This window comes from Pontibacter rugosus, assembly GCF_042678745.1.
GTDB lineage: Bacteria > Bacteroidota > Bacteroidia > Cytophagales > Hymenobacteraceae > Pontibacter > Pontibacter rugosus.
The window spans coordinates 1-6,385 of the sequence record NZ_JBHTLD010000244.1; the positions used below are offsets into that span (position 1 = coordinate 1).

Annotated in this window: 4 protein-coding genes; 2 read left to right on the top strand and 2 right to left on the bottom strand. The window is 45.7% G+C overall.

Annotated features, from left to right (window positions below; genetic code table 11):
- Positions 1 to 82: 82 nt before the first annotated feature.
- Complete coding sequence (locus ACFQ2O_RS18850; protein ID WP_377531619.1) at positions 83 to 1,054, bottom strand: deoxyhypusine synthase family protein; 972 nt, start codon at positions 1,052 to 1,054, stop codon at positions 83 to 85.
- Between the two features lie 237 nt (positions 1,055 to 1,291).
- The gene (hslV, locus tag ACFQ2O_RS18855; RefSeq protein ID WP_377531622.1) at positions 1,292 to 1,834 is read right to left on the bottom strand and encodes an ATP-dependent protease subunit HslV; all 543 of its coding nucleotides are present in this window, start codon (positions 1,832 to 1,834) and stop codon (positions 1,292 to 1,294) included.
- A 232-nt stretch (positions 1,835 to 2,066) separates the two neighbouring features.
- Between hslV and ACFQ2O_RS18860 the strand changes: the two genes are divergently transcribed.
- Positions 2,067 to 4,556 carry a zinc-dependent metalloprotease gene (locus tag ACFQ2O_RS18860; protein ID WP_377531624.1) on the top strand — a complete coding sequence of 830 codons (2,490 nt, stop codon included), beginning with the start codon at positions 2,067 to 2,069 and terminating at the stop codon, positions 4,554 to 4,556.
- A gap of 223 nt (positions 4,557 to 4,779) precedes the next feature.
- Positions 4,780 to 6,385, top strand: a 1,606-nt coding sequence (locus tag ACFQ2O_RS18865) for a CTP synthase (RefSeq protein ID WP_377531626.1), incomplete at its 3' end; no start/stop codon positions are given.

Below are 6,385 nucleotides of genomic sequence, written 5' to 3' on the forward strand. Positions count from 1 at the left end.
TACAATCAACTTTGGTAGCCGCCAAACAAAAAAGCCAGAGAAGTGCTTCTCTGGCTTTTTAAATACATTATTTTTTATTGAGTTACATATCCAACACTATTGCGAATACAAGTGGCGCAACAATGGTAGCATCGGACTCAATCATATACTTGGGAGTATCTTTACCTAATTTACCCCATGTGATCTTTTCGTTTGGCACAGCGCCTGAGTAAGAACCATAACTGGTAGTCGAATCAGAAATTTGAGCGAAATAGCCCCAAAGCGGAACACCGTCGCGCTGCAAATCCTGGTGCAACATTGGCACTACGCATATTGGGAAGTCACCTGCAATACCACCACCAATCTGGAAGAAACCAATAGTTGACTCTTCTTTAGCCGTTTGCGTATACCACTCAGCCAGTTCCATCATGTACTGAATACCGGTTTTCATGGTATGTACATTCTTGATGTCACCACTAATCACGTGTCCTGCATAGATGTTACCTAGCGTGGAGTCTTCCCAACCCGGGCAGATGATTGGTAAGTTCTTCTTAGCTGCTTCCAGCATCCAGCTGTTTTTCGGATCAATTTGATAATACTGTTCCAGTTCACCTGAAAGTAGAATCTGGTAGAAGAATTCGTGTGGGAAGTATGACTCACCGGCTTTGTCTGCTTTCTCCCAATACTTGAGCACCACGTGCTCCAGACGGCGCATAGCTTCCTCCTCCGGTATACAAGTATCTGTTACACGGTTCAGGTGGCGGCTTAGCAGTTCCTCTTCATCAGCAGCAGAAAGCTCACGATAATGGGGAACACGCTCATAAAAATCATGTGCTACCAGATTGAAGATATCTTCTTCCAGGTTAGCGCCTGTACAAGAAATAGCATGGATTTTATCCTGACGTATCATCTCGGCCAGTATAATACCTAACTCAGCCGTTGACATAGCACCAGCCAATGTCACTAGCATTTTGCCACCGTTGTTCAGGTGTGTTTTATACCCTTCAGCAGCATCTATCAAAGAGGCTGCGTTGAAATGCTTGTAGTGTTTCTTTAAAAAATCTGTAACCTGCATAGTTGATTTGTTTGTCCCAACCCCTGCCCTGTCAGGCAGCTTGGCATGGCAATTTATTAAAAATATACTGATTTATACCTTACGGCATATATACAGCAGCTGTTCGTACACCAGACGTTTGCGGGCGGAATGGTAGCCGGGGTATATGTCCTCCAGTTTCAGATGCTTAACACTATAGCTACAGAAAAATTCATGTTTGCAGCAGTTTTTACACCTGAAATTAGCGCCTGATAAAACTTATTTAGCAGGCTTCTCTATGACCAGGTTGTGGTTAGTATAAATACAGATATCAGCAGCAATTGTAAGTGCCTCACGCACCATCTCTTCGGCGGTAAGATGTGGGGCATGTTTCTTTAATGCCAATGCGGCAGCATGCGCGTACATACTTCCTGAACCGATGGCAGCAATCTGATTGTCTGGCTCGAGCACATCACCTGTACCAGAGATAATCAGCAGCTCATCTTTATTCGCTACCACCATCATGGCTTCCAGCTTGCGCAGGTACTGATCTTTTCGCCAGTCCTTGGCCAGCTCAATGGCAGCGCGTTTCATGTTGCTTTGGTATGCACCTAACTTTTCTTCAAAGCGTTCCAGCAGTGTAAAGGCATCGGCAGTAGAACCAGCAAAGCCAGTTACTATCTTACCATCCAATAGCTTACGTATTTTTTTCACATTACTCTTGGCAATGTGTTTGTCCATAGTTGCCTGTCCGTCTGCACCAAGCGCCACCTCGCCATTATGGTAAATACCACATACAGTAGTCGATCTTATCTTTGTCATAGAAATATTTCTGATTAAGCTATTAAACCTTAGCTTCCACATGAGTCTAAAACTGCAGGAAGCATGCGTAAAGCTACAGTTTAAACAAACAAGAAGCCAATACTAACCTATACGCCAAATTGTCTGCTTATACTTGGTTATTGCTTCTTAGCATGCTCCGGTTGCTGTTTTTGAATAAACCTATATCTTTAACTAAATCTAAACTTATCTAACCATCCATCACCCTTTATCTATGAGTAAGAATTTACGCTTTGCTCCTTTGGTTGCATTGCTCATGACAGGCGCTGTGATAGCAACGCCCGCACACGCCCAAAAGAACAAGAAAAAGAAGAAAGACAAGCAGGAAGCCTCAGCAGCACCTGCTAAAAAAGATGATACCACGCCTAAGCCTTACGCTGAAGTTATCACAGAGAAAGCCGTTACAGATGACGGGTTGTTTAAGGTGCACCGCATTGATGACAAATATTATTACGAGATACCGGACTCGCTCCTGAACCGCGACATGCTGATGGTAAGCCGCATTGCCAAAACAGCCAGTAACATAGGATACGGTGGCGAAGAGTTAAATACGCAGATGCTACGCTGGGAGAAAAAAGGCAACCGTGTGCTGCTGCGCGTTACCTCTACTGAAAATGTGGCTGCCGATACTTTAGAAGTATACAACTCTGTACAAAACTCTAACTTTGCACCGGTTATTCAGGCTTTCAATATCAAGGCTTATGGCCAAGGCACGCAGGTGGTAGAAGTTACTGACTTTTTCTCCAGAGATGTTCCGGCTCTTGGTTTAGATAAAGACCGACGTGACGAGTATAAAGTAAAGAAGCTTGATGATAACCGCTCGTTTATCGAAAGTGTAAAAAGCTTTCCGCTGAACATTGAGGCTCGCTCCCTGATGACTTACGACGCAGGCGAGGCTCCTTCTAACTCAACCACTGGCACCATATCGATGGAGCTGAACCACTCTATGCTGCTGCTGCCGCAAAAGCCAATGGCTGCCCGTAAATTCGACAAACGGGTCGGATTCTTCACCATCAAGCAAACCGACTACGGCACCGATGAGCAGCGTGCTGCTAAACGAGAGTATATAGTACGCTGGAGACTGGAGCCAAAAGATGAGGAAGCCTATGCCCGTGGCGAGCTGGTAGAGCCGAAGAAGCAAATAGTATACTATATAGACCCGGCCACCCCAATGAAGTGGCGCCCATACCTGAAGCAGGGCGTGGAGGATTGGAACAAGGCGTTTGAGGCTGCTGGTTTTAAAAACGCAATTATTGCCAAAGACCCGCCTTCTTTTGAGGAAGACCCAGAGTTCAGCACCGAAGATGCGCGCTATTCTGTTATCCGCTACTTCTCGTCTGAAACCCAGAATGCCTATGGACCGAATGTGCATGACCCGCGCTCCGGCGAAATCCTGGAAAGCCACATTGGCTGGTATCATAACGTGATGAACCTGCTGCGCAACTGGTATTTTGTGCAAACAGCAGCCGTTAACCCGGATGCCCGTGGCGTGCAGTTTAAAGATGAGGTGATGGGTGAGCTGATACGCTTTGTTTCCTCTCATGAAGTTGGCCATACCTTAGGCCTGCCTCACAACATGGGTTCTAGTGCTGCTTACCCGGTAGAGAAGCTGCGAGACGCAGAGTTCACCAAAACAATGGGTACTGCACCTTCCATTATGGATTATGCCCGCTTCAATTATGTGGCTCAGCCAGGAGATAAAGGTGTTGCTCTGATGCCGGGTATTGGTGTTTACGATAAACATTCGGTTAAATGGGGTTATACATACTTCCCGGAGACGAAGGGTGCCGACAACAAAGAGAAGCTGGCAGCATGGATAAAAGCGCATGAGAATGACCCGATGTACCGCTTCGGCCGCCAGATGGGCAGACCAACTGACCCTTCCTCTCAAACAGAAGACTTAGGAGATGACGCTATGAAGGCCAGCACCTATGGCATAGCTAACCTAAAGCGCATCATGCCAAACCTCATTACCTGGACAGCAGAAGATAACAAAGACTACACTGACCTGGAGGAGATGTATATGCAGGTGCTCGGGCAATGGAACCGCTACATGGGCCACGTTACAGCTAACATTGGAGGCGTGTACGAAAACTACAAAACCTACGACCAGCAAGGGGATGTATATGCCAGCGTGCCAAAGGAAAAGCAGCAGAGAGCCATGAAGTTCTTAAACGAGCAAGGCTTCTCCACTCCTGCCTGGATGCTCGACGAGAGCATTCTCCACAAAATAGAATCGGCAGGTACTGTTGATCGTGTGCGTAATGCGCAGGTTAATGTGCTAAACAACGTGCTGGAGCCAGGGCGTTTGGCACGTGTGCTGGAAGCACAGGCCATGCTCGGAAATAAAACGTATACTTTGCCAGAGATGATGTCAGACTTGCGCAATGGTATTTGGTCTGAAGTAGCAGCTGGTAAAACAATAGATATGTACCGCCGAAACCTGCAGCGTGGCTATCTGGAGCGCATGGAGTACCTGATGACAGAGGAGCCGAAAGAGGTTACTGGCAGAGCCCGTTCCTTTATGGGCAGTACAGCAATCAACGTGTCTCAGTCTGATATCAGGCCAATGGTGCGGGGAGAGCTGAACACATTGCGGAACCAGATAAAAGGCTCTCTGGCAAAAACAAAAGACACCATGACAAAATATCATCTTCAGGATGCCTTGGTTAGAATTGATCATATACTAGACCCTAAGAGCTAATCGCTTTTAATTCTGCCATTTTAAAAAAGCCTCAACCTGTTTGGTTGGGGCTTTTTGCTTCCTCACAGTTATAGTAGCGCTACCAGCATAACATTACAATAAAGCCTGTAATCTTTTGAATAAAATATATAATATGGCTATGGTGCAGCATAACAATTACTAATATGTCAGGTTAATCAAATAAATCTGGTACCTTTGCAGTCCATAAGACTTACCCTAACTTATGGCTACAAAATATATATTTGTTACTGGTGGTGTAACATCCTCCCTCGGAAAAGGTATTATCTCTGCATCGCTTGCTAAGTTATTGCAGGCCAGAGGCTACTCAGTAACTATTCAGAAGTTCGATCCCTACATTAACATCGATCCAGGCACACTAAACCCTTACGAACATGGCGAGTGCTATGTAACGGAAGATGGTGCCGAAACAGATCTTGACCTGGGGCATTACGAGCGATTCCTTAACAAACCAACCTCGCAGGCAAACAACGTAACGACTGGTCGCATTTACTACAATGTGATTATGCAGGAACGTGAAGGCGCTTACCTGGGAAAAACAGTTCAGGTTATACCACACATTACAGACGAGATTAAACGACGGATGCTGCTCCTGGGCGAGTCTGGAGAGTATGATATTGTAATTACAGAAATCGGTGGCTGTGTTGGTGATATCGAATCGCTTCCCTTTGTGGAGGCGGTACGGCAGCTGCGTTGGGAATTGGGAGCAAACGAGACCTGCGTTATTCACCTTACCCTGCTACCATATTTAAAAGCGGCCGGAGAGCTTAAAACTAAGCCTACACAACACTCTGTGCGTGATCTTTCTGAAGCCGGTGTACAACCAGACATATTGGTGTGCCGCTCTGAGCATCCTGTGCCGCTGGATTTGCGAAAGAAAATCGCTTTGTTCTGTAACGTAAAACAGAATGCTGTAATTGAATCGCTGGATGCGGAGACAATTTATGATGTTCCGCTACTTATGCGCAAAGAGAAGCTGGATGAGCGCGTGATCAGTAAACTGAAACTACCACACAAATCAGAACCGGATCTGGATACCTGGAAAGAATTCCTGGGCCGTCTGAAAAACCCAACCTCAGAAGTCAACATAGCCTTAGTTGGTAAGTATGTGGAGCTACCTGATGCTTATAAGTCAATCATTGAAGCCTTTGTACATGCTGGTTCTGCCAATGAATGTAAGGTAAATATCAAGTGGTTCCAGTCTGAAAACATGAACGAGGAGAACGTAGCTTCTCTTTTACATAACATGGATGGCGTGCTGGTTGCCCCAGGATTTGGAGAACGCGGCTTTAAGGGTAAACTGGAGGCTATCAAGTATGTGCGCGAAAACAACATACCTTTCTTCGGTATCTGCCTTGGCATGCAGTGTGCCGCTGTAGAGTTTGCTCGCAACGTACTTGGTCTTGAAGGAGCAGCCTCCACAGAAATGGATCCTGAAACGCCTCATCCGGTGATTGATATGATGGAAGATCAAAAACAAATCACTAAAAAGGGTGGCACTATGCGTTTGGGTGCTTATACTTGTGAACTAAAAAAGGGCTCCAAAGCTTATAATATTTACGGGAAGAGCAAAATTTCTGAGCGCCACCGTCATCGTTACGAGTTCAATAACAAGTATATAGCAGCTTTTGAAGCAGCTGGAATGATGGCAACAGGCACTAACCCTGATACAGGTTTAGTGGAAGTTATTGAGTTACAGAACCACCCTTGGTTTGTGGCTGCACAATATCATCCGGAACTGAAAAGCACCGTTTTGAACCCTCACCCGCTTTTTGTTAAGTTTGTGAAAGCGGCTATTAATAATGCTAAAA

Coding starts and splice junctions, on each gene's coding strand:
- ACFQ2O_RS18860 (WP_377531624.1), top strand. CDS start 2,067: ATGAGTAAGAATTTACGCTTTGCTCCTTTGGTTGCATTGCTCATGACA.
- hslV (WP_377531622.1), bottom strand. CDS start 1,834: ATGACAAAGATAAGATCGACTACTGTATGTGGTATTTACCATAATGGC.
- ACFQ2O_RS18850 (WP_377531619.1), bottom strand. CDS start 1,054: ATGCAGGTTACAGATTTTTTAAAGAAACACTACAAGCATTTCAACGCA.